The sequence below is a fragment of the Granulicella tundricola MP5ACTX9 genome, assembly GCF_000178975.2.
In the GTDB taxonomy this organism is placed as follows: domain Bacteria; phylum Acidobacteriota; class Terriglobia; order Terriglobales; family Acidobacteriaceae; genus Edaphobacter; species Edaphobacter tundricola.
On sequence record NC_015064.1, the window covers coordinates 3003211 to 3024658 of the forward strand.

Consider the following 21448-nt stretch of genomic DNA (forward strand, 5'->3'; position numbering starts at 1 on the left):
CAACTCGAAATCATGGCCGCCGCAAGGGGCTTGTAACGGATGTCTCAGGTCCACAGCGTAACGCATGTCCCGGTACACTCACTCCCCTTAGCGGCTTTTGCTGTTGCCTTTGCTTTTGCTTTTGCTTTTCAGGAAATCAGGGTCGGCGTTGCGGTCGGGTAAGGAAGCGGCATCGCTGCCGCTCCCTCCCCTAAGAACCGGACTGGATGGTTTCCCATCATCCGGCTCAAGCCGTGTGTAAGCCCTGCGTGAGCAGAGCCGATTGAACAGAACGCACAAGGGTTGCGATGATGACTGCCTTACCTGAACCTCTTGCGAGACTCGAAGTAGGCGCGCCAGTGCGGATCGAACGGGTTAGCATCCGATTTCACTTTCACGTAGCGCTTGATGGGGATATCGGATGGATTTACCAACCGAACCTCATACGAGCGCGAACGTTGCGCGTTGGAGGCAGTCACGGTGGCGAAGCACCATGAACATCCCGCAGACCAGTGCCAGTATCGATTTACGATCCAGGCAGAGTTCTTATTCGGATGTCTGCGCTTCGCCCATCGCCAGAGCAGGTGCCAGAGGTCATTCTTGACCTTCCAAAACGTCGAACCCGCTTCGATGTGGCGGTGATAATAAGCCCAACCACGGATAACCGGATTGAGCTGCCCGATCAAGTGCTCCTGTTTCGTGGCGCGATTCGAGCGAATCTCGCCACGTACCTTTTCCATGAAGGCGTGCAGGTTCTTCTTGGAGGGTTTAATCAGGAGCTTGCCGCCATACTTACGCAGGTTTTGTCCAAGGAAGTCGAAGCCCTGTTCGATATGCGTGATGCAAGTTTTCTCGGGTGAGAGCTGCAAGCCTCGTTCGAGCATGAACCGCTCGACCAGAGGTTTGACTTCATTTTCCAGTAGCTCTTTCGAGCATCCGGTGATGATGAAGTCATCCGCATAACGTACGAAGTTCACCATCAGGTTATAGCGTTTTCCTCGGATTTCCCTTCTACGAAAGGTCTTCTTGAGAAGCCGCTCCAACCCATCCAGTGTAAGGTTCGCCAGCGTCGGCGAAATGATTCCGCCTTGCGGTGTACCTGCCTCCGTCGGAAACAGTGCTCGATTTTCCATGTAGCCCGCCTTCAACCATTTCCGCAGCACCTCTTTATCCGAGGGGATATGGTCGAGCATCCACGCGTGACTGATGTTGTCGAAGCAGCCACGGATGTCGCCCTCAAGAACCCACGGCGGGCTGATCTTGCGAGCCAGCACCGTGAAGCACTGCTCGATGGCATCGGCGGTCGAGCGTTTCGGTCGAAAGCCATAGGAGTTGGGATCGGCAGTCGTCTCCGCTACGGGGAGCAGCGCGAGCAGGTAAAGAGCCTGCATAGCGCGGTCCTTCATCGTGGGGATTCCCAGCGGTCTCAGCTTCCCATTGGACTTCGGGATATAGACACGCCGCAACGGTAGCGGAAAATACCCGCGCCGTCGCAGTGTGCCGATGGCCTTGTACCTGGACGCCGGAGTGCGCCAGATTGCTCCGTCCACTCCAGGCGTATTCTTGCCCTGATTGTGCGTCACTCGTTTCACGGCCAACGCTCGACCGTAGAACGAGTGGGTCAGCAGCCATTGCAAGGCTTTCACCTTGCCGTGGCGGCCTTCCTGTGTTGCCTTGAAGATACGCGCTTGCAGTCTCCTGACCTTCTGCTCACATTGAGACCAATCGATCTGTTCCCATTGCGATTCAGGGCCGGAGGCTGCACACATAGATTGCTCCACGTTCATTTGCGATTTCCTCCTGCGAAGATTCTGTAAGTTCTCTCGTCAACCACGACCAACTGGAAGTCTGCCTGCTTTCGCAGCGGAGTGATGTAGCAACTCCTATCCGCTCCATTACAGAGCGGCATTTGCTTTTTCCAGCATCCTTTACCCGCTACCCCGACAGCGTGCCTTGCGGCAACACCTGCCCCGAGGGGCGAGATAACGGGCTTACCTTGTTCCATTTGAATGACACGAATGACTTAGCCCCCACCTCTACACCGGCAGCCCTTGTGTCCGTGTGCTCCATCCCTACCGGTGGAGCAACCGGCTGCGTGCCTTTTGGCTAGAGCCTGTCAGCGCCTTTGGCTCCTCGGCCGTTACGATGCCTGCGGTGGTTCACTTTCGTTGGACATATCATTCAGCCTGGCGCCTCCCACCGCCTTGACGCTGGCAGTGGCAGAGAGTCCCTCGCGGGCTTCTCCTTGTCGCAAGACAGAGGCTCGTTGTCTCGACAGCTTTCGACCCAGCCGTTACCAGCTACGCCGATGTCGATAGGCTACTGCGGACGGAACCGCAGGTTCAGCTCACTCCTTTCGTGTTGAACAATCATTCAAATAGCCTCAAGTCGCACGGCAGGAACAGGCCCGCTGAGGTGGGTAGCGGAGGCCAGCACTTGGCCGCAGATAGGGAGGACTCCTCCTCCCTCTAGATAGCCGTAACAGCCCGTTGGGAAATTGCCGGACAAGACATATACTTCCTTTTCATATGGAAGCTCTGTGGATCGTGATCGCCCTACTTGCAGGTGGCTTGGCAGTTTACGTCTTGATCAAACCCCGACTGAGCTTTTCCGCTTCTGAAGCGGCCTCAGAGAAAGTCCGCGCAGCGCAGCTCGATGCGGCTCGACAACAGCTTGAAATCGAAATCGCGGGTCTGCGAAGCGTTGCCGGTCGAGTAACTGAATTGATTGCAAGGGCCGAAGAAGATCGTTCAACGATTTTGGAACTAACGGAAAAACATTCTGCTGCAACCTCTTCTTTAGCTGATCGCGACGACGCTATCGGAGATTTGAGGAGCCAAGTAATTTCTCTGACTGAAGAAGCTGAAAAGGTCAGGAAATCGGTGACTGATCTGGAAATCGAGAAGGCTACCATGGCTTCCGCAATCGCGGAACGCGAAGCGTCCCTAAAAGAGGAACGGAAGCAATTCACCGAAACTGCGGCGGCTTTTAAGGCGCAATTTGCGGAACTCTCCGCAGATGCACTCAAGGACAACGGTGAGAAGTTTTTAGAGACCGCAAGCGCGTGTTGGCTCTTCAACATCAAAGTGCGTCCGGGGATTTAGATAAAAGGCGAGAGGAGATAAAGAACCTCGTAAAACCAATAGAGGAAGGCATCAAGGCAGTTGGTGATGCAGCGCGAGAGATGGAGGCGACTCGTGCGACAGCATTCGGGTCAATCGACGAACAACTTCGTAGTTCGGTTGCATCTGCCGTCGAAGTTGCTAGACAAGCCGGTGCCCTCAAAGACGCTCTAAAGAGGCCTAACGTGAGAGGGCGATGGGGCGAGGTTCAGCTCAAAATCTGCGTAGAACTGGCGGGTATGGAGGAGCACTGCGATGTCGAGTTCCAGGAGACATCTCTCACCTCGGATGATGAAGCTTTGAGACCGGATATGATCGTGCGGATGCCGGGAGGAAGGAAGATCACGGTGGATTCAAAGACACCTATTGTTCACTTCCTGAGCTACATCGAAGCTTCCAGCGATGACGAAAGACAAGCGGCTCTAGTGAACCACGGCCGTTCGGTGAAGAAGCACGTCGCAGATTTAGCAAAAACTGATTACATGCAGAGAGTGGCTGACAGTCCCGACTTTGTCGTGATGTTCTTGCCAAATGAGTCATTTCTGTCGATGACACTAGAAAAAGAACCAACGTTCATGGAGGAAGCGCTTAAAAGGAAAGTTCTTGTAGCTACCCCAGGGACATTGATTGGGCTTCTGAAGGTTGTCCAATTCGGATGGAATGAACAGAAGATCGCTCAAAACGCCCAGCGAATTGCGCATGAAGGTTCAAAATTAAATGGCGAAATTGTTAAGTTCCTCGCGGACTTTGCGAAGTTGAGTCTCGCTTTAGACTCTGTAAACGAAGCGTTCGGTAGTAGTAAGCGGAGAGTTGAGAATCAGATAGCGAAGCGATCACTTAACCTAACGGCTTTGGGAGCGCGGAACACGTCGTCACTTGGGAAAAGCAAAAAAGTTCTGGGAGAAGTCGCAAATCTCCTAAAGGCTGCCGGTGCCGACGATGAAGACATTGAGCAAACCGAAGATCCTGAACATCTCTCCATTGCTGCCACGAGCGACGAAGACGAGATCGAGGATTGATGGTTTGGCACACCGCTGGCGGTGTATTTTGACGAGAGTTGATACCTAAGCTATGGGACTGTTCGATTGGCTGCTTCACAAACGCCCTCCGTTTCAAACACATTCCGGGTCAGTAATCCGTAAACAGCTTTCGGCTGAAGAACCCATCAAATCGTCGGTTGTGTGGACCGTGCCAAAAACTGAGTTCATAGACATACCTGAACGAAATTTCTTTGGAGAATGCGTCCGATCTCCCGACCAGAGGTACACACTGGCTTGGAGGGACGCGAACGAATCGGGTTCTCAAGGTGGGGCTAGATCCCAAGGCAAAGGAAAATATATCGTGCTGGCCGGTAAGGATGTCATCGCTCAAGGTGCCGTCGCTCGTCCAAACGACGGCAAGATAGCCAATGATGGGAGCTTCATCTTGAACGACTGGGGATTTGGGGGTGGTCTTCAAGGTGTCTTCTTGGCCTTTGATTGCTCGGGGAAACCTCTCGTGAAACGCCAGTTCGAAGCTAACCTCTTCAACAACGGGCTCTCAGTCGATGGGAGCACCGCAGCGTGCCAGACTGCGAATGCCTATGAAGGAGATGACGGCTCAAAGCTGACGATCTTCAATCTGAGAACCGGAGTGGAAGTTGCTTCTTGGATTCCCGCATCCGGTTGGGCGGACTTCTACGCATTTCCAGCAGACGGCGTTATCCAATTGGGGTACTCGAAGCTCGGACTGTTTTCATACCGTTGGGATGGGACGTTCCTGGATGCGGAAGAGTGGCAAGAGGCCCGCCTTTCGAAGGGTGACTACAGCACGGTAATGATGGCAGTAGATTTCGCGATCAAAAGCGATGACGGCCAATTGGAAGAAGGACTGGCACATCGCTTGCTCAAAAGTTTGGATCGGATATCACCGCAAATTCCAGAAACTGATGTTCAGCGGAAAGCGACGCTGAAGAAACTCCAAGGGCAATGCTGGGAAGCCATAGGCGATCTGACGACCGCCTTAACCGAATACGATTCAGCGCTGGCGATCAACCCAAAGGTGGGAATCAAGCGTCGTGCGGATCAAATCAGGAAGCAACAACAAGCGGAAACGCGCTAAACCTCGGCAGGGTGGGGCGATTTGGGATGTTTTTTTCTTCTGGAGCGAATTGTGCCCCAAAGGCAGCCTCCCAGAGTAGAGTAGATATGTTCCAACATTTGAGAGTTTTCCCGTGGGAGGGTTTCCGACAACGGACTGAGGTGCGGTTGCGTTCGGGAGTGCCCATGGCTGAGGAATGCCTTGCCAATCTTCCTGCACATTGTCCACTCGTTGTCCCCTTTCCTCCGTGGGTTTGCGGCGCTTATCGTCGCGTTATGGATAGCTTTCCTTGTCAGAATGATCTGGCAGGCAATGAAAGTTCACAAGGCGAACCGGGCGATCCTCGCTGTGCTGGACTCAGTGCCTGCTGCTAGCAGCGAAGAGCGCATCGACGGCTTACCTCTTGACCGAATAAATCTGCTGCGGTCGGCCTTCCAAAGCTCCAACGAGCATGCAAAGGATTGGTGGAATTCGATCGAAGGCTCTCTCCTTCCTTTAAATTCGCCGCTATCGGAAGATCGTTGGTTCGTTTCAGACGCAGCAAGGGACCTGTTCAGTTCCGAGGAACTGTTCGAGGATTACGCGGACGTTTCTCACCAAGCAGTGCCCGGCATTCTTACGGCCTTGGGCCTTTTGGGTACATTTAGCGCACTTTTGCTCGGGCTTGCCGACCTACGCTACACAGATAAAGCCGTTCTTGGCCTTTCTGATCTGATCAATGCACTCTCGGGCAAATTTTTCACTTCGGTACTCGCGCTTGGGTCAAGCCTCATCTTTGTCTTAGCCGAGCGTTTCCTTTTCGCTACGAGATTCGAAAGGCTCTACTCCAAAGTCTGCGGGAGGTTCGACAGAGTCTTCCCCCGGCTCACCCAAGAGCGAGTGCTTATTGACATCCGCAAAGAGGCGCTGAGCCAATCTGTTTCTCTATCGAACATCAGCAGTGATCTGGTGGGGCAACTCACGGGAGCGTTCCAACAGACGATACTGCCGAGTCTGTCGTTCGATCTAGCGGAGCAACTCACGAAGCAACTCCTCCCGGCCATCCAAAAGATGGAAGGTGCTCTAGAACGCCTCGAATCACAGAAACAAGATTCTGTTGTGGGCGAATTCAGGTCGCTTGTCACGACTTTGGAGACTTCAATCACGAATGCGTTGTCCGACATGGGCTCGCGCTTTCACGAGCAGTTGACGGGTTCAGCCCACTCCGAATTTGCAGCTGTACAAGAGACACTATCCGGAACGTCACAAATGCTATTACAGATGAACGCGCAATTTGAACTCACGCGTTCGGCTCTCTCGAATCTGGTTGATGCAGCAAACACGTCCTCCGACCACCAAGCAAAGGCAAGTCAGGATCAAGCAGAGGCTCTTCGACAACTCATGCACGGCCTGATTGAGGAGATGGGTAAGAACGCAAGTTCGAACCTGCAAAACATCGCAGGGGCTTTGACGAACGTGATTGCGGATCTGTCGAGAAAAGTTGAAGATGTCTCGGAAACGATGATTCGTACTGTCAGTAATGCAGCTCAAGGAAGCCAGAGTTCGGCAGATGCATTGATAGCAAAGAGTGGCGCGTGGACCGAAGCTACAAGTCAACAACTAACGACCCTCCTGGAGTCAATCGAGGCCAGAAGTGGGGAGTTTAAGGCAGCCGGTCAGAGCCTCCTTGAAGCAAAGAGTTTGCTGGCCGATGTGCTGGACAGGAACGCGACTGCGCTCAAGTCCATGGAATCGGCGGCCAGACAAGTCGAAGGGTACACAACAGCCTTGACGGTAGTAGCTCGAAACAGCGACGACACGCAACGCCGTCAGGCTGAGGTCGTTGCACTTAGCAGGCAAATTGTAGAAGAATTGAAGCAGACCAGCGCTGGAAATCAAGGCATCCTCGACCAATACAACCGCTCCCTAAACGAAGCCAAGACAGTCTTTGGCACTCTTGATACTCAAATCGAAACCCTCCTCACAAAGATCAACACCGGGATGCGCGAGTACGTGCAGACAGTTGAGAGCAACTTCAGCGTAATCGTGAAACATTCGAACGACTATCTGCCCGAGATTTCTCGCGTGCTTCAGAGTCAGATTCAGGAGCTTGAACGTCAGCTTGAAGAGTTGACATCAGTGTTCAGTAAGGCGCTTCAAGCCGGAGCCGAGTAATGCGATCCCGCGAGAAACATGATCACCTTTCGAGTTCGTTCACCGATCTGATGTCCTCTCTTGTCGTAATCTTTATCCTGCTGTTTTTGGCTTTCGTCCACGAACAGGAGGAACGGCAAGAAAGCGTTAAAGATAAACTCCTCTCCGAGTTGCAACAACAGTTGAAGGAAGCGAATCTTGACCAACAGAACATCAAAAAGGACGGGGACGCCGTTGTGATTATTGTGCCGGAAGGCCTCATGAACTTCGAGACCGGCAAGTCGGATTTGAAAGATGGAGGGAAGGCGTTTCTCGCGAAGTACATACCTCCAATCTCTAAAATGCTCGTAAGCGATTTCCGGAACGATGTCGACTCTTTGATTGTTGAGGGCTACACCGATCGACAAAGGGCTGCGGGTAGCTCAGAAGAACAAGGGGAGGCTCAAAATCTGATCCTGAGCCAGGAGCGCTCGATGAAAGTTGTAGAAGAGTCTCTTCGAGACCTCTCTGGACCGGACCACATCCCGGAAAGAGAATTCTTTTTGGATCGGTTGTCCGCAAGCGGTAGGGGCGAACAGCAAGCGATCCATCAAGGCGGACCCGAAAATAATCCGAACCTCCGACGGGTGATTTTTCGCATCAGGGTGCGCTCGAACGCGATGCAGGATGCTGCACAAGAGATCAAGGCGGACCTTCACAAATGAGATTGCTTGAGGCACTTCAAGGTCTAGCCGCACTCCCACGCGACATCAGCCTGACTTCGCTTTCCAAGAATTGCGACCCCGTATTCGAACTGCGGCCCCTCGACGCTGCTGTGACAAAGATGAAGGCGCAGGCCGCGTCTACGCGCCCGCCTGATCCGGCACGAATCGAAAAGCTAATCGCTCGTTTCCATGCGGAAAAGCAAAATTTGGATCGCTTTGAGCCGAGAGAGATTCGCCTCTTGGCTTGGAACAATCAGATGCTTTTAAATGCTCGATTCCGATCCCAACTGGCAGAGCGTGTTCGGTCCCGCGCAGTAAAGCCAAATCTCTTGATTTTGAGCCAAGTGTACTTCGGTAGTTGGGGTACTCATGCGGAACATGAATTGTTTGAACAAATGCTCCGAATCCTAGCGGACCAACAAGCCGGCTTCACCCCATTGCTTCAACGCTACAAGGAGAAAGCCACTTCTATATTCAGCGCCAGCGCTGACGTCTTCCTGAGTCGTCAGATATCAGTCGAACAGGCATCCTTGACGGAAACGTTGGCGCTGTGGGGCGTGCCAACGACCACACCCCTGGCTTCCGCAGTGCTGACTGCATACGTCAATCACATATTGACTGAGATCTCTAGCGGGCGGGTGGGCCAGTTGGACGACCTCCTGGCAACCCTACAACTACCTTTGGTTCAGATGTCTACTTTTCAGGCCGGAGCAGGCACTCTGATTCTTTCACCCCATGCAGATAAGAATGATTCTTTTCGAAAGCGTATCGAGGCGTTTGTTCTGGATAGCCCACGTCTTGGTGATCCACGCCTACCGCACAACCTCCCGAAATGGAATGGGGTCGACGCAGCAGCTCTCCGAAAGTTCAGGACGTGGCGCGCCACGAAAGATCTGGTGTTCTTCTTCCGAAGTGTTTTGCCCGAGGGTCGGGACCCCCACGGCCGTAAGGATTTCTGGCTCCGGTATGTCGATCAGGTAGTCGATTCAGTGGTAGCGCTATGTCCCACTGACCTGCAGAGGCTGCACACTTCGCTTTCCTTGGAACGAGTGCACCACTGCAGAATCCAAGAAAATCAGTCGATCAGTTGTTTTCTCATGCGCTTCAAAGGGGCCAACGAGGATTTCATCGTAGCTGAGTTTAGCAATGTGGGAAAAGCAAGAATTTTCTACTATGGACGCTTTCTCGAAAGAATTGGCGACATTAATCGCAGTGAATTCCGGCTCCGCGAACTCAAGTCGGAGGAGGGTCTGGCCATCAGCTTCAGCCATATGAACAATTGGCAAAGCAAAGTGCGGAGCACCCTTGCGCAAATAGGTATTAGAGCATCATGACGATCCGACTCGCACAGTATGGAACATTGGAAGTTTTGGCCGATAGCGATGGCCTACGCCTAATTGGCCCTCACGACGTTGATTTGGGCAGTCGTAGGAGTTGGCCCAGTGAAGTCCTAGATATACCGGATGCGAAACGCTTACCCGCCCAACACAATCGCAATCAGGCTGCTCACCTTGGCGATCGTCCCGGTGAAGAGCGTCTGAATGGATGTGAGACCTGTGTCAAAAGGCGAACTCCCGGTTTGAGCGTGAGCCGCCAGTGGAAACAGGAGAAGGGTGAGCAGTAAAAAACCCGAGAAAGAAGGCCGAAGGTTTGGCCTCTCAACTCGGGCTGCACGATGAAGCGTCTTCATGTTTGCACCTCCATCCGACTTGAGTTCGTCGGGTATGGCGCAAACCTACGGCGAGCTATCGCTCTAAGTCCAATGACTTTCGCGTTCGTTCTTATGCGCGTCGCGCATAAGAACCCCGGAATCGCGGAGAGTCAAAAGACGATTGTGGTCTTCGTTGGCGTTTCGCGGAGATCGGTGCAGGCGTGGCTTTAAGAGTTGGGGTCTCTTGGCGAAAGATTTAGCTCTTCCTGTATGAGAGCGCAGTTGGTCATCGTCTGTTCAAATGACTCAGGCTCTTCGACAAACAGGCCTTCTTGAACCATGCGCCGATAATCTACGCGTAGAGCATCGTAGGCATTCCCGGTGGGCACCAATGTGATGCCACCGCGAACTACTTCAAGATAGTCAATGCGATTACCATTCGCATCCTTTTCCGCAAAGAAAGCGTTTTTGTGGACGGCGACGGCCTCCGCGACTTCTCGTGCCGCAATCGCACTTGGCAGATATCCCTCTTGATGCAGACGAGTCAGATCATGGAAGTGTCGAGAAAAGCGCTGGCTAAGCCCAGCTTCGCCCTGCACACAATACACATGGGCCGCCGTAGCCTTCTCCCAGAAAATACGCTCGATCTCCATGACTCTCGGGTTCGCCAGTGGGAAGGAAACGTCTTGGATGAAGTCCTGCATGTCGCACTGGACCGGGCGAACACTGCTCGGTTCGCCAGTGGATCTTGCTCCAAATTCCAGCATCACGCTTGGCAGAGCGTATCTGGAGGGAGCGATGAGAGGTTCGTAGTCGATAAAGATACAGCCGTCGGTCACGCGGCTCCTTACCCCAGATAAGCCCGCCATCGCTGCTTCCACAATCGGATGCGCGTGGTCGCGTAACCACGCGGGTAGAAGCTCCTTACGGATCTCATCTGACCACTTCTTTTCCTGGCTTCTCGTCGGTGGGATCGCGTCGAATCCTTGCGGAGCTTTCGCAACCAGTTCAGGTGCGAGAGCCCGAATGTCATAGGTGAGGTCTACGTCTTCTGAGAATCGGCGGATGGCTTTGTACGCCTTTGACAGAGCGGTTCCACCTTTGAAGACCAGATGGTTTCCGAGCGGGGACTCAAACAACGTCGAAAGCGCCCAAACGACCCAAACATCTTTTTCCAACAGCGGGCCTGAGCGACCTGAGGAAGAGGTGGCGGTACGCAGCACCGCCACCTTGTCCTTCTCGCTTAGTTGGAGAAAGTTCTCAGACATAGAAAGCACTCCGGCTCAACGCTGTCGCCAGCCATCCGGGGAATAAGGAGATATGTTGATTGACCTTTTTGAGGTCACCCTTTGGAACCTTGCTCTCGATCTCTTTCAGAACCTCGTCCACTCTCTCGGGGCCAGCCCATGCAAGCGCACGGACGATCTCGCCAGCGGGTTCCTTGGCAAAGGTCAGTTGCCAGGATGGGGCGTGCTGGAGTTCGATGACTTGCTTTCCGAGTGTTAACTTCCGGGTTTTCCCGGAGGTCAGATAGATCGTTCGGACGGGAACCTGTGTCGTCAGGCCCAGCGCATTCGCCGATGTCGCGGGGGAAGGAACAATCGTCTCGCCCCGCTGTGCGGACAGCTCTTCGATCAGCCTCTCCGCCAGAGGGGCACTGCTCCCGAAACGAGTGACAACCGGCGAGACATACACTCCTCGCCCAGCTCTGAGCAGCCGTCCTCGGCGAGCGAGCCGGGAGAGAGATTGGTCAATAGCGGGTCGCGTTCCGAGATGCAGCAGCATCTTGGCGCTGACCGGCGCACCCTCTGGGAGGGCTGTCACTCGCTGCAATATCGACTCCACCAATCGCTCCACATTCCACCTCTGTCAGAAGTATTATATCCACTTCTGACACTTTTGAACATGCGATTTCACTCCCGTCATTGGGAGTCGATTGGGAGTGCGAATCTGCGATGCAAACGGTTGAAACGAATTCGTTTACGCCAACGTGCCCACACGGTATTCCGCTTGGCGAAACCCCAACAGTCGAGCCGACTGTTGGTCACAAAATCTGACAAAACCCAACGGTCGAGATTCACTCCCGATGCACTCCCAGTAGCCTGTCCGAAGCGTACTTTTCCGTACTTTTGAGTCGCCATTAGTACCGTAAAGTCAACAACTTACGCGTTATTCAGGTCACTCATAACCCAAAGGTCGTAGGTTCAAATCCTACCCCCGCAACCAATCCTTTGAATCCTTTACAAGGATGGGACTCTTGAGACAAACTCCTAGAAACTCCCAATAAGAAAATCGCTGATTTTAGGCGCTCGCTGCAACTGGCTTGAGCACCATTTCAACGACGTTTCCATTCGCTTCCCGCTTCGATAACGACATCGCCTGTCCTTAGATATTCATCGTCGTTAGGATATAGGCATGACGCATCAATTCCTGCTGCACCTTCATCGGAACCCCGGTCTCGTCCAGCCACGAACGGTACGTGTGGCGGAACGTGTGCCAACCGAATCTCTCCTAGCTTCCCCGCCTCGATCTTGCGTGTGTCGTGAATGAGAGCTCGCTTGCTGTTTGCTGTGGGCTCACCTTGCCAGCACCACACACCCGGCGCCGCGCCGCACGTTGGACACGCGACCACACAGCATCCCGAAGGGCGAAGATGCCGCTTCTGGATCTCGGTCGGGTGATACGGTCGGTTCGTCATCCGGTTCGCAGAGACCCACCCTTTTGCGGTGGGAACGGCCTGCTTGCTCCAAGCCAAGACGATCTTGGTCAGGGACGGATGCAACGGAACATAGTCCTGGGAATATTCAGTTTTGACGTCATCGATCCGCCCGCTCACAAAGCTGCGCTGAACGAGGAGCTGATTCTTTTCAAAATCGAAGTCGTCCCACTGAAGCGCCGCGATCTCACTTACGCGAAGACCGAGGCATTGGGCGATCTGGACCATCGTGCGATACGGCTCACGCAGTGTCGCAACGACCAGTTCAAATTGTTCCACAGTTAGGATCATGGGGCGCTGCCGGCGCTTGGCGCCGCCCTCAACACGAACAAGGGCGATGGGGTTCCTTTGCTCGGTGAAGAGCTCCCAGCGTGTGGCGCACTCATACAGCAAGTGCATCACGCTGCGGATAAACAAGCCGTCTCGGGCGATGGCACCCTAACCGTTCGGGTTGGCCCGACTAGACAGACGTTCTACGGGCTCATCCAGGAGTTCGGCGCTCCCGAGGCGAACATCCCGGCCCTCCACTGGCTCGAAACTAGCGCCTTTGCGAAATCTAACAAACTTCTCCCGGCCTTTGATAACACTTCCATGACCTTAGTCCCGTCTTGCTTCTCCGCGTGTTGCTCGGCTTCAGCGATCAGTCCTAGTTGTTGGAAATCAGCAGGGACCTTCGCCGTCTTCACCAACTCGGTCCGGAGTGACTCTAGTTCGATTGCAACTTGCGATAGACTGACCTGATTCAATACCCCGGCCCATTGCTGCTGATAGTTGATCGTACCGATAGAATTACGTCCTACGGCTCCAACTGGACCATGAGTATTGATTTGATCGCCCTGAATCACGATGTTCGGCAGGATGGGCTGACCGATGCCGTGAACATGGTCATGTCCCTTTGCAGTGATTTGGATATTCGCCATCGCTGTCATGGTACGGGTTGCTGTCGTGCTCCCGCGAAGAGGCTTTCCGTAATCATGCCCCGAAGATATAGCGCGTCCAATGCCGTCAATAGCTCGTCATCACTCGGCTCGGTAGCCAATGCGTGCTGCCAGCCACCAGGCTCGTTGTAGTACCCATATCGCCAATTTTCTGGAGCTTCAACCGCCGTGAAACCGTGCTTCTCCAACTGCTGGCACTTCGCAAAGGCTATGCCGCTCAAAAATCCAGTCTGAAACTCGAATGAAGCATCTCGGTTTGTTGACCGCCCGACGATTATCGCGTTATGTGGATGTCCTCCCAGCATACCGGGATAGAAATCGCGCCCAATTGATTTCACCGCAACGGCTATCAATGGCCGCTCTTCATTCATTGCTCAACTATAGCGAAGACAGGGCGAAGTAGAAAGACGAAATGCACCCTCTACCCAACTGCTCAAAATGGCTCATGCACTGAGGGGTAGACCACCGGGCACACAGGACAGGAGATCCGGGGTGGTGGGGGTTTCCGATGCTCTATGCGTACGCATGACGTACGACCTAAACCGGATTGCGCTAAGTTGTTGATTTTATGGTGGGCCCAGCAGGATTCGAACCTACGACTTCCACCGTGTGAAGGTGGCACTCTACCGCTGAGTTATGAGCCCCAAAGGGAGGTTGAGCGCTGCAAGCAGCACATCGACTAATGCAGAATATCATCGACACGGCCGAAGTGGAGGGTACGAGGGCTTTTTCATCCCTGCCCGTCTCCTTACCAAGGCGTCCTACCTAAGTTCATGGCGCAGTACAATATGCGCAGGCATGCCCGGTTCTGATCTTCCAATTCGGCCAGTAGTCCGCACAGCGGCTGGGAGTGAGGGCCGTCAGGCATCCAGGGAGCACTTGGCCGATGAGCCGGAGGAGGCTGAAGAGCTTTCTGACGACCTTGGCCCGGAAGCTGATGAGGACGGCGAGTCAAAGTCCGCAGAATCCGACGATTTCGCGCAACCCGCGGGCGAAGATGGGGTTACAGAGGATATGAGTACTCTGGCGCTCAATCCGACGAACCTGGAAGGGCTTGCAGATGCCGAGGCTCGGCAAGCTGGTCTTCATACAAACGGCAACTTCGGTGAGCTTGACGATGCCGCCATCATGCTCGAACTCAAGGCCGGCAATATGGCGGCGTTCGACTTTTTGATGGTGAAGTATCGGAAACCGATCATTCATTTCATGTTCCGGATGACGCACAATCAGGCTGTCGCTGAAGAGCTTGCGCAGGAAGTCTTCCTTCGCGTCTACCGTTCACGCGAGACCTACCGTGCCGAGGCTCGATTCAGCACATGGCTCTATCGCATCGCGACGAATCTGGGCGTCAATCATGCCCGGGACACCCGGCACGAACGTTCCGCCGCCACCGTCTATCTGGATGAGCCAGACTCTGAGACGGGCACCTCGCCGGATGTGGCGGATAGCACTCCTGGAGCCGAGGCCGGGATTCTCCGCCGGGAGCGTATGGAAGCGATTCGGGCTCATGTGATATCGCTGCCTGAGCGGCAGCAGATGGCGGTGCTGATGCACAAGTATGAAGGCATGGACTACAAGCAGATCGGCGAGGTGTTGAAGCTGTCCGAATCGGCCACGAAATCGCTCCTCTTCCGCGCTTACCAGACGCTACGCGACAAGCTTAAGGACTTTGTATAAAGACTCCCCCTTTCACGGAGCCTGAAGGAGAACAACTATGAACTGCACTGATTTCCAAAACGAACTGCCCGACCTGATCCTGACGCCTGGAGCCAAGCCCAGCCTTGCGGCGGTGGCTCATTTGAAGGAGTGCCCCCCCTGCACGGAGGAGTATCTCTCCTTCCAGCAGACCTTTGCGGTGCTGGATACGTGGACTGCGCCTGAACCCTCGCCCTACTTCGACCAGAAGATGCAGGTCCGTCTGCGCGAAGAGCAGGCTGCTCCGAAGATGGGCTGGTTTGAGTCCGTCATGACTCGTCTGCAGCTCAATACTGGGCGTCAGTTCCGTCCGGCCATGATCGGCGCACTCTCATTGGCACTGATTGTAGGCGGCGGCAGCTTTGCCGGGCTCAACTACAACGCATCCCACCAGCAGCCGGCGCAGGCCTCTGCGACCATCAATGACCTGCAGATCCTGGATCGGAACGAGCAGGCGTTTGAGCAACTCGATCAACTACAGCAGGATGAGGATAACCAGCCTACGGATGATTCCGGCACCCCGGTCCAGCCGGCAAACTGATAAGGATTGCTGCGATAAACTCGTCGAAGAAGGTGGCCATGAGGGCCTCAAGAGACTCAGGCCACCCCTCCTCGAACACACTGAATGCAACTTGAACCATCGCTTGTACGTCTGCCTCCGATAGCCTGCCCGAGTATGAAACGTTTCTCGACAACCCGCCGTGCATCAGCCTGGCAAAGGCAGCTCCCTGCCCTCGGGCTGCTTCTGGCGGGCGGCTTTGGGTTTGCTCAGAACCGCGGGCCGGCCCCCATCGTGCGGCAGCCGCCGATGATGCAGCAGCGGGCTCCGATGAACCAGCAGCGGGCGTTTGGGCCCGGGCAGCAAAACCGGCCGCACCTGTCAGAGTGGATGCAATCCCATAGCAACCTTCCCCTGGCGCAGCAGCAGCGTGCGCTGGAGATGGAACCGGGCTTCCGGCAGCTTCAACCTGATCAACAGGCGAGAATGCATGAGCGTCTGACCCAACTTAACGGCATGACGCCGGAGCAAAGACAGCGCACGATCGCCCGGACCGAGGCGATGGAGCGGCTTAATCCTGATCAGCGACAGCAGGTTCGGAGCGCTTCCCAGCAGCTTGGGAGCCTTCCGCCGGATCGACGCATGGCAGTTGCCAGGGCGTACCGCAGTCTGCAGAATATGCCGGAGCCGCAACGCCAGAGCTACCTTAACTCTCCGCAGATTCGCGGACAGTTCAACGATCAGGAGCGTGGGACCCTGAATAATCTTCTGGCGGTTCCGCCCAACCTACTGCTGCAACCGCGGCGAGTGGCACCATACCCGGCAACCCCATATCCGCAGCCTTATGGACCTCCTCAGTAGTACCCCCTCTCCCCCCTCTTTATGCTAAAGTCTTCATTCCATACGATTTAGGTCTGGACTTGGTCTGGTCGCCATCTGGACCTCTTTCAGTTGTTCGGGGGTAAGGTGTTCCGCTGGAAGCAGCCTGCTCATGGCACGCTTTATCTTCTACTTCTATTTTATCAACTTGAATGGGGGGAATACGCCATTTATTTTTGGCGTATAAGCTTATTTGAATGTGTTAGTTAGCCTATTTTTTGCGCCCGTGGGGACTTGACAAGCTAATTTGCTGGCTTTTTCCGTGAAAATAGTTGTAAGTGGTTCTTAAACATAGGCTTATCAGGATGCAGCAAGACGGAACCGGCGCAAACGTGAGCAGGACGGATAGCGGACGGTGGAATTTGTAAGGACTCTCCCGTGATCTTCACCCCCTTAGGGCCTGAGATCACGGGATTGTTTTACAGGAGCTAGCGTTTGAAGAAGTTCTTGGCCAGGAAGAGGACGTTGGCGGGACGTTCCGCGAGGCGGCGCATGAAGTAGGGGTACCACTCAGCGCCGAACGGGATGTAGATACGGACGCCGTAACCTTCCGCGGCGAGTTTGCGCTGGAGGTCGCGGCGGATGCCGTAGAGCATCTGGAACTCAAAGTTCGCTTTGGGCAGGCCCTTGGCTTCGACGAAGCGGCGCATGGTGTCAATGATGGTCTCATCGTGGGTGGCCATGCCGCAGAAAACTCCGCTGGTGGACAAGTAGAGCATCAGGCGCTCGTAGTTTTCGTCGACGTCGGATTTTTCCGGGAAAGCGATCTCTGCCGGCTCCTTATAGGCCCCTTTGCAGAGGCGGATGCGGATTCCCTGCTCGACCAGGCGCTGGGCATCGTCTGCGGTGCGGTAGAGATAGGCCTGAAGGACGGTGCCGACGCGGCCGGGCCAGCGTGCGTTGAGGCGCTCGGTCATCTGGATGGTGGCTTCCGTGTATTCGGAACCCTCCATGTCGATGCGGACGAAGGTGTTGGCTTCCTCGGCGTGGATGATCATGCCGGCGACGATGCTTTCCGCGAGCGAGGGGTCCAGGTCCATGCCCATCTGGGTGAGCTTGACGCTGACGTTGGCGTTGAGTCCGCGCTGCTGGATCGCGTCCAGGACCTCATGATAGATGGCGGCGCTGGCGTGGGCGTGGGCTTCATCCATGACGCTTTCGCCGAGGGAGTCGAGCGAGACGGCGAGGCCTTCACGGTTCATCTGCTCGGCTGCCTCAAGGGCGGCGGCGACGGTCATGCCTGCGACGAAACGGCTGGAAAGCTTCTTGCCTACCGCGGACTTTTCAGAGAAGGCACGCAGACTCTTGTTCTGCGACATGGAGATAAAGAAAGAACGAAGCACCCTGGACAACTCCTGTGACAACCCTTTGATTTTCTCATGGTGGTGGCTTCCTATGGAGTTGCTTCCAGGTCTCCTGCCACGGTCCAGTGTTTCGTCGCCACCACACCTTCTGCTCTCAGGAGTGATGCCGTTGAAAGCACTTCATCGGCGTTCAACGCGTTGCAGCTTCCATAGCCGACCGTCATCCATGGATGTGTGTCAGTTGAGACGAGACTTCGTCCGCAGCTCGCGGCCATGAGATAGTCTGCGGCGGTGAGGCCCTCAGAATCTTTCATTCGCGCATCCGCGCCAGCGCGGAGAAGAACCTTGAGGTCGTCCGTCTCTGCTTTTTGGGCTAATAGCATTAGCGCCGTTGCTCCTCGGCTTGTCCGGGCGTTGACCCTGGCACCCGCCGCGATCAGTTCCTGGTCTGCGTCTCCGCGAAGCGCGGCAAACATGAGTACCGTTTCTCCATGGAGTCCGGCCGCTTGTACGTCTGCCCCTTTAGCGAGCAGAAACTCAACGACCTTAGCGGTCTGATACCCGCCGACAGCGTACATAAGTGGAGTCCAACCGCTCTCATCGTGGCTGTTTACGGAGTCGCCTGAGTCGAGGGCAGTCTGAACGTCTTCCAGTTTCCCGAAGTGGGCTGAGGCCATTAGCTTCGTGCGTCCAGGCTTGGGAAGCCAGACATCGGCCCCCATGTCTCCCATCTGCTCGGTCTTTGGATCACCGACACGCCATTGATGAGAGTTGGTCGCCTCATGGATTGCCTGAAACAGATCGTCAAAGGAAGCGAGACCCTCGATCCCATGCACGTTCACATCCTTTTCCAGGCCGCCCAAAGAGACGCGCAGGAAGTTGGTAGGAGTTTCCGTCACATTTCGCGAGTAAGAAGTGCACAAGCGCCAGAAGGCTTCGGTTCTGAAGCGTTCAATCAGCGCTCGCGCGGATTGACTGGGGATCTCGGACTTTGTGGCTTTATTCCAGTCTGGGGCGTCCCATTCTCCGGGAGGATTCCACCAGACTTTTCCGGATGCTTCGACTCTTAATAAGGGCCAGCCGGTTTCGACAAAGTCTCGCGGGGTCTGGCCGTTCGTGGGGACTCGTTGCGGAGGAAGCGGGCATCCTTCCCGGCTGACATCGGAGCCAGCTCCACTCGATACTTCGACTTCCCCGCCCGTTGTGAGAACGTGAGTGGTCGAGTTGCCGCTTGTATCCTCAAGATCAGGGGCTGTCAGTTTGAAATGGAAGACAACAGCTCGCTGGCCAACGCCGCCGTCGGATTTGAAACGCCAACTTTTGACCTGATCGACAGCCGCTTTTCGCAGGATTTCGGGATCAGAGACGCTGTTTACGTCCGTTATCTGCCCTGCGCTGTCGATCCGATAGGTGATTTCAACATCACCTGAGATCTTTGCAACACGTGCAATGGGCGGATAGAACATCGCTGCGTGAGTTGAAGGGATCGCGTCAATTGTTTGTGCATGAACAGATGGCTTCGCTTGCCCTAAGAGGCAGATGCAGATCATCAGCCGCTTTAGGCGATTATGTCGCAATCAGCCTCCGGGAAATCTGATATTCGACGCTTAATTATTGCAAGTGCGAGGGGAGCTTGACCACGTTCTTTACGGCTGGCTCAGGGGCTGTGACCATGCCGCTGGTGTCCTTCATGGCGGCGATGGCGGCGTCGTAGCGGCCGGCGAGGGAGTTGTAGCGGATAACGCCCATCTCTTCCAGCATCTTCATGCCGTCCTTGAGGTAGGACATGCGGCTGCGTTCGTCGTGGCCCCAGGTGACCGGGACTTCCATGATGGAGTACTTCAGCTTGCGTGCGATGAAGAGGATTTCGGGGTCGAAGCCCCAGCGCTCGATGCTCTGGAGGCGGAAGATGACCTGCGCGGCGGGGCGGCGGAAGGCCTTGAAGCCGCACTGGGTATCCTTGAATGGGAGGCCCATGACGGTGCGGGTGATGAAGTTGAAACAGCGGCCGAAGAACTGGCGGTAGAGGGGCTGGTGGATGGTCTGGCGTTGGCGGTCCATCCAGCGGGAGCCAATGGCGACGTCCGCTCCGGCGGCGATAGCAGCCATGAGGCGGTTCGCTTCTTCCATGGGCGCGGAAAGGTCGGCGTCCGTAAACATGACGATATCGCCGGCGGCCTGGAGGAGGCCGTTACGGACTGAGAATCCCTTGCCGCGGTTTCCGGGGTTGCGGATGAGATGAAGGCGGGGGAATGATTCCATCCAATGCTGGACGATCTCGCCCGTATCGTCTTTAGAACCATCGTCGACGACGAGGACCTCTGCATCCCAGCCCTGCTCATCGATGCAGGTCATAACCCGCTCCAGCGCGGCTTCAATGCGGGCGCTCTCGTTATAAGCCGGGATGACGATACTCAACATGGGATGAGACATTGTGAAACCTTTCTCAACGATTCCGCTACGAAAAAACTTCTCAGTGGCCCGCCGCCGCGCTTCATCATACTTGAATCTTTAGACGTATGAACATACCCCGAAGGCCCAAATATCCTTCTGCCGTTCCGCGCTGCTACACTCGCACCATGCCGGACGACCTGAATCAAGCGCCCCCACCGCCGCAACCTCCTTACGTTCCTCAGAACCAGGCCTCGGCGTTTCCGCCGCAGCAGCCTGCCTTCGGCTCTCCGTATGGGAATGCCGGGGGTTATGCGAATCCTTATGGATATCCGGCGCGGCCGCCGCGTTCGGCTTGGTTCTGGCCTTCGATCATTCTGGGCTCCATTGTGGTGGTGGTTGGGCTGTTTGGGGCGATCGTATGGTCTGCGGCGAAGTCGCTGGGGGGAGATACGACCGCTACGACCACGTTTGCCACCAGCGAGATTGCCGTCATTGATATAGATGGGGTGATTCTGGATGCGGATAAGGTGGATTCGCAGCTTCGCAAGTTTGGCGACGACTCGTCCGTGAAGGCGATTATTTTGCACATCAACTCGCCCGGCGGCGGCGCGGCGGCGTCCCAGGAGATCTATCACGAGGTTCTGCGGGTGCGGCAGGAGAAGCATAAGAAGATTGTGGCTTCGGTGGAGTCGGTTGGAGCGTCCGGGGCTTATTACATCGCCAGCGCTTGCGACAAGATCTACGCGAACCAGGCTTCGGTGGTTGGGTCCATCGGCGTGATCATGGAGTGGACCAACTACGGTGACCTGATGAAGTGGGCGAAGTTGAAGCCGGTGGTGATCCACGCGGGCGAGTTGAAGGATGCTGGCGATCCTTCTCGCGATATGACGCCGAAGGAAGCGGCCTACTTCCAGGCGCTAACCGACAATATGTACGGGCAGTTTGTGCGGGATGTGGCGGCGGGCCGGCATACCTCGACTGAGAAGATCCAGCCGCTGGCTACGGGGCAGGTATGGACGGGCGAGCAGAGTCTGCCGCTGGGGCTGATCGACAAGATTGGCGGGTTCCGGGTGGCGCTGATGGATACAGCGCATGACGTCGGCATCAGTGGCGAGCCGGCGATCGTGAAGCCGAACAGTGCGAAGAAGGGTTTGGCAGGGTTGCTGTCCGGGGAAGGCGACGACCTGTTCCCGAATCCGACGAAGCTGCTGGACCACGCACCGGGTTTTTACTTTATGTGGAAGTAAACAAACAGTAAACTTCTCATTTTTCCACCGGGGCCGGAGACAATTCCGGCCCTTCGTGCGTATCTCATTTCATACAGCTTAGAGAAAACAAAGCTCTAGCCGGAATGA

At 55.2% G+C, this 21448-nt stretch carries 20 protein-coding genes and 1 tRNA gene; 10 read left to right on the top strand and 11 right to left on the bottom strand.

Annotated features, from left to right (window positions below; translation table 11 throughout):
* Nucleotides 1-299: 299 nt before the first annotated feature.
* Nucleotides 300-1766: a group II intron reverse transcriptase/maturase gene (gene ltrA, locus ACIX9_RS12830; protein ID WP_013580914.1), complete on the bottom strand. Its 1467-nt coding sequence runs from the start codon at nucleotides 1764-1766 to the stop codon at nucleotides 300-302.
* Nucleotides 1767-2507: 741 nt separating this feature from the next.
* On the opposite strand from ltrA, the gene ACIX9_RS12835 reads away from it, so the two are divergent.
* The 6 genes from ACIX9_RS12835 (at nucleotide 2508) to ACIX9_RS12860 (ending at nucleotide 9351) form a co-directional block, all read left to right on the top strand.
* Nucleotides 2508-3083 (top strand): hypothetical protein, encoded by a 576-nt coding sequence (locus tag ACIX9_RS12835; RefSeq protein ID WP_041597100.1) that lies wholly within the window; start codon nucleotides 2508-2510, stop codon nucleotides 3081-3083.
* Nucleotides 3044-4120 carry a DNA recombination protein RmuC gene (locus ACIX9_RS12840; RefSeq protein ID WP_083808444.1) on the top strand — a complete coding sequence of 359 codons (1077 nt, stop codon included), beginning with the start codon at nucleotides 3044-3046 and terminating at the stop codon, nucleotides 4118-4120. The genes ACIX9_RS12835 and ACIX9_RS12840 overlap by 40 nt, the downstream gene beginning before the upstream one ends.
* A gap of 322 nt (nucleotides 4121-4442) precedes the next feature.
* Complete coding sequence (locus ACIX9_RS12845; protein ID WP_049789295.1) at nucleotides 4443-5201, top strand: hypothetical protein; 759 nt, start codon at nucleotides 4443-4445, stop codon at nucleotides 5199-5201.
* A 180-nt stretch (nucleotides 5202-5381) separates the two neighbouring features.
* Nucleotides 5382-7334 carry a hypothetical protein gene (locus tag ACIX9_RS12850; protein ID WP_013580916.1) on the top strand — a complete coding sequence of 651 codons (1953 nt, stop codon included), beginning with the start codon at nucleotides 5382-5384 and terminating at the stop codon, nucleotides 7332-7334.
* Nucleotides 7334-8017 (top strand): OmpA/MotB family protein, encoded by a 684-nt coding sequence (locus ACIX9_RS12855; protein ID WP_013580917.1) that lies wholly within the window; start codon nucleotides 7334-7336, stop codon nucleotides 8015-8017. Before ACIX9_RS12850 ends, ACIX9_RS12855 begins: the two co-directional genes overlap by 1 nt.
* Nucleotides 8014-9351 carry an EH signature domain-containing protein gene (locus ACIX9_RS12860; RefSeq protein ID WP_013580918.1) on the top strand — a complete coding sequence of 446 codons (1338 nt, stop codon included), beginning with the start codon at nucleotides 8014-8016 and terminating at the stop codon, nucleotides 9349-9351. Before ACIX9_RS12855 ends, ACIX9_RS12860 begins: the two co-directional genes overlap by 4 nt.
* A gap of 140 nt (nucleotides 9352-9491) precedes the next feature.
* On the opposite strand, the gene ACIX9_RS27740 is transcribed toward ACIX9_RS12860, so the two are convergent.
* The 7 genes from ACIX9_RS27740 to ACIX9_RS12895 all read right to left on the bottom strand — a co-directional run bounded on the left by ACIX9_RS27740 (nucleotide 9492) and on the right by ACIX9_RS12895 (nucleotide 13966).
* Nucleotides 9492-9707, bottom strand: coding sequence for a TrbC/VirB2 family protein (locus tag ACIX9_RS27740; protein WP_013580919.1), 216 nt, complete (start codon nucleotides 9705-9707; stop codon nucleotides 9492-9494).
* Between the two features lie 188 nt (nucleotides 9708-9895).
* Entirely contained in the window at nucleotides 9896-10936 is a 1041-nt protein-coding gene (locus tag ACIX9_RS12870; RefSeq protein ID WP_013580920.1) for a nucleotidyl transferase AbiEii/AbiGii toxin family protein, read from the bottom strand.
* Nucleotides 10929-11525, bottom strand: a complete 597-nt coding sequence (locus tag ACIX9_RS12875) for a DUF6088 family protein (protein ID WP_041597102.1) — start codon at nucleotides 11523-11525, stop codon at nucleotides 10929-10931. The genes ACIX9_RS12870 and ACIX9_RS12875 overlap by 8 nt, the downstream gene beginning before the upstream one ends.
* A 478-nt stretch (nucleotides 11526-12003) precedes the next feature.
* Nucleotides 12004-12783, bottom strand: coding sequence for a tyrosine-type recombinase/integrase (locus tag ACIX9_RS12880; protein ID WP_041597103.1), 780 nt, complete (start codon nucleotides 12781-12783; stop codon nucleotides 12004-12006).
* A 74-nt stretch (nucleotides 12784-12857) separates the two neighbouring features.
* Entirely contained in the window at nucleotides 12858-13304 is a 447-nt protein-coding gene (locus ACIX9_RS12885; RefSeq protein ID WP_198152098.1) for a hypothetical protein, read from the bottom strand.
* A gap of 5 nt (nucleotides 13305-13309) precedes the next feature.
* Nucleotides 13310-13693, bottom strand: a complete 384-nt coding sequence (locus ACIX9_RS12890; protein ID WP_041597104.1) for a hypothetical protein — start codon at nucleotides 13691-13693, stop codon at nucleotides 13310-13312.
* 198 nt (nucleotides 13694-13891) lie between these two features.
* A tRNA-Val gene (locus ACIX9_RS12895) sits at nucleotides 13892-13966 on the bottom strand.
* Between the two features lie 154 nt (nucleotides 13967-14120).
* Here ACIX9_RS12895 and ACIX9_RS23860 point away from each other — a divergent pair.
* From ACIX9_RS23860 to ACIX9_RS12910, 3 genes are all read left to right on the top strand, one after another.
* Nucleotides 14121-14999, top strand: a complete 879-nt coding sequence (locus ACIX9_RS23860; protein WP_013580923.1) for an RNA polymerase sigma factor — start codon at nucleotides 14121-14123, stop codon at nucleotides 14997-14999.
* 37 nt (nucleotides 15000-15036) lie between these two features.
* Entirely contained in the window at nucleotides 15037-15558 is a 522-nt protein-coding gene (locus ACIX9_RS12905; protein WP_013580924.1) for an anti-sigma factor, read from the top strand.
* A gap of 135 nt (nucleotides 15559-15693) precedes the next feature.
* Nucleotides 15694-16377, top strand: coding sequence for a DUF3106 domain-containing protein (locus tag ACIX9_RS12910; protein ID WP_013580925.1), 684 nt, complete (start codon nucleotides 15694-15696; stop codon nucleotides 16375-16377).
* Nucleotides 16378-16823: 446 nt separating this feature from the next.
* On the opposite strand, the gene ACIX9_RS12915 is transcribed toward ACIX9_RS12910, so the two are convergent.
* The 3 genes from ACIX9_RS12915 to ACIX9_RS12925 are packed head-to-tail and all read right to left on the bottom strand — an operon-like array spanning nucleotide 16824 to nucleotide 20132.
* Nucleotides 16824-17738 carry a proline dehydrogenase family protein gene (locus tag ACIX9_RS12915; protein ID WP_013580926.1) on the bottom strand — a complete coding sequence of 305 codons (915 nt, stop codon included), beginning with the start codon at nucleotides 17736-17738 and terminating at the stop codon, nucleotides 16824-16826.
* A gap of 50 nt (nucleotides 17739-17788) precedes the next feature.
* A complete protein-coding gene (locus ACIX9_RS24810; RefSeq protein ID WP_157477537.1) occupies nucleotides 17789-19276 on the bottom strand; it encodes an ankyrin repeat domain-containing protein in 1488 nt (495 codons plus the stop codon).
* Between the two features lie 34 nt (nucleotides 19277-19310).
* Entirely contained in the window at nucleotides 19311-20132 is an 822-nt protein-coding gene (locus ACIX9_RS12925) for a dolichyl-phosphate beta-glucosyltransferase (protein WP_013580928.1), read from the bottom strand.
* Between the two features lie 146 nt (nucleotides 20133-20278).
* On the opposite strand from ACIX9_RS12925, the gene sppA reads away from it, so the two are divergent.
* On the top strand, nucleotides 20279-21340 hold the full coding sequence (gene sppA / locus ACIX9_RS12930; protein WP_013580929.1) for a signal peptide peptidase SppA: 1062 nt from the start codon (nucleotides 20279-20281) through the stop codon (nucleotides 21338-21340).
* Nucleotides 21341-21448: the final 108 nt, after the last annotated feature.

Coding starts and splice junctions, on each gene's coding strand:
- ltrA (WP_013580914.1), bottom strand. CDS start 1,766: ATGAACGTGGAGCAATCTATGTGTGCAGCCTCCGGCCCTGAATCGCAA.
- ACIX9_RS12835 (WP_041597100.1), top strand. CDS start 2,508: ATGGAAGCTCTGTGGATCGTGATCGCCCTACTTGCAGGTGGCTTGGCA.
- ACIX9_RS12855 (WP_013580917.1), top strand. CDS start 7,334: ATGCGATCCCGCGAGAAACATGATCACCTTTCGAGTTCGTTCACCGAT.
- ACIX9_RS12860 (WP_013580918.1), top strand. CDS start 8,014: ATGAGATTGCTTGAGGCACTTCAAGGTCTAGCCGCACTCCCACGCGAC.
- ACIX9_RS27740 (WP_013580919.1), bottom strand. CDS start 9,707: ATGAAGACGCTTCATCGTGCAGCCCGAGTTGAGAGGCCAAACCTTCGG.
- ACIX9_RS12870 (WP_013580920.1), bottom strand. CDS start 10,936: ATGTCTGAGAACTTTCTCCAACTAAGCGAGAAGGACAAGGTGGCGGTG.
- ACIX9_RS12880 (WP_041597103.1), bottom strand. CDS start 12,783: ATGCACTTGCTGTATGAGTGCGCCACACGCTGGGAGCTCTTCACCGAG.
- ACIX9_RS12885 (WP_198152098.1), bottom strand. CDS start 13,304: ATGGCGAATATCCAAATCACTGCAAAGGGACATGACCATGTTCACGGC.
- ACIX9_RS12890 (WP_041597104.1), bottom strand. CDS start 13,693: ATGAATGAAGAGCGGCCATTGATAGCCGTTGCGGTGAAATCAATTGGG.
- ACIX9_RS23860 (WP_013580923.1), top strand. CDS start 14,121: ATGCCCGGTTCTGATCTTCCAATTCGGCCAGTAGTCCGCACAGCGGCT.
- ACIX9_RS12905 (WP_013580924.1), top strand. CDS start 15,037: ATGAACTGCACTGATTTCCAAAACGAACTGCCCGACCTGATCCTGACG.
- ACIX9_RS12910 (WP_013580925.1), top strand. CDS start 15,694: ATGAAACGTTTCTCGACAACCCGCCGTGCATCAGCCTGGCAAAGGCAG.
- ACIX9_RS12925 (WP_013580928.1), bottom strand. CDS start 20,132: ATGTCTCATCCCATGTTGAGTATCGTCATCCCGGCTTATAACGAGAGC.
- sppA (WP_013580929.1), top strand. CDS start 20,279: ATGCCGGACGACCTGAATCAAGCGCCCCCACCGCCGCAACCTCCTTAC.